Genomic DNA, 723 nt, shown 5'->3' with positions numbered 1-723 from the left:
TGTCGACAGGAAGTTGAACTCAGGCAACGTCATCGATGTGCTGAGCGACCTGTTCATCCTGCGCGGCGTGCCAGCATTCATTCTGTCTGACAACGGCCCGGAGTTCGTTGCTCAAGCCGTACAGGACTGGATCAAAGCTGTCGGCGCGAAAACGGCTTACATCGAACCTGGATCGCCTTGGGAGAACGGATACTGCGAAAGCTTCAACGCCCGTTTCCGCGACGAGTTCCTGAATGGCGAAACCTTCTACAGCCTGCGCGAGGCGCAGATCCTGATCGAACAATGGAGGAAACACTACAGCACGAAACGACCACACAGCGCATTAGGCTACCGCCCACCGGCCCCGGAAACCGTCGTCACGATGGACCGGAGGCCCGTCATGCACTAACAATCAAATTGGACCACTCAAGTGGGGCTGATCAGCCAAAATCGGGCAGCTGGTCGTGGAACGGGATTTTTTGTTGGAAGCCTCCAGTCTCATCCCCGGCACTGGAGGCAAAAAGCGGTGAAGAAAGACAATCCCGATCTCAGCGTCCGGCGGCAATGCAGCCTGCTGTCACTGGCACGCTCAACCCTCTACTACCAGCCGCGTGGGGAAAGCCCCGAGAACCTGAAGTTCATGGAAATCATCGATCGTCAGTTCCTCGAGACGCCATGGTATGGCTCACGCCAGATGGTCCGGCACTTGGCTCGCGAGGGACATAAATGCGGCCGACATCGTGT

At 57.1% G+C, this 723-nt stretch carries 2 protein-coding genes; both read left to right on the top strand.

Annotation, left to right across the window (positions count from 1 at the left end):
* The coding region (locus FEV53_RS20495; RefSeq protein ID WP_142836432.1) for an integrase core domain-containing protein at positions 1 to 388 on the top strand (388 nt) is incomplete at its 5' end.
* 117 nt (positions 389 to 505) lie between these two features.
* On the top strand, positions 506 to 723 hold a 218-nt coding region (locus tag FEV53_RS20490), incomplete at its 3' end, for an IS3 family transposase (protein ID WP_342778326.1).

Origin of the sequence: Palleronia caenipelagi (genome assembly GCF_007004065.1) — a bacterium.
Classification (GTDB): Bacteria; Pseudomonadota; Alphaproteobacteria; order Rhodobacterales; family Rhodobacteraceae; genus Palleronia; species Palleronia caenipelagi.
The sequence above is the reverse complement of the archived record's forward strand: the minus strand, read 5'-3'. Positions and strand labels throughout refer to the sequence as shown.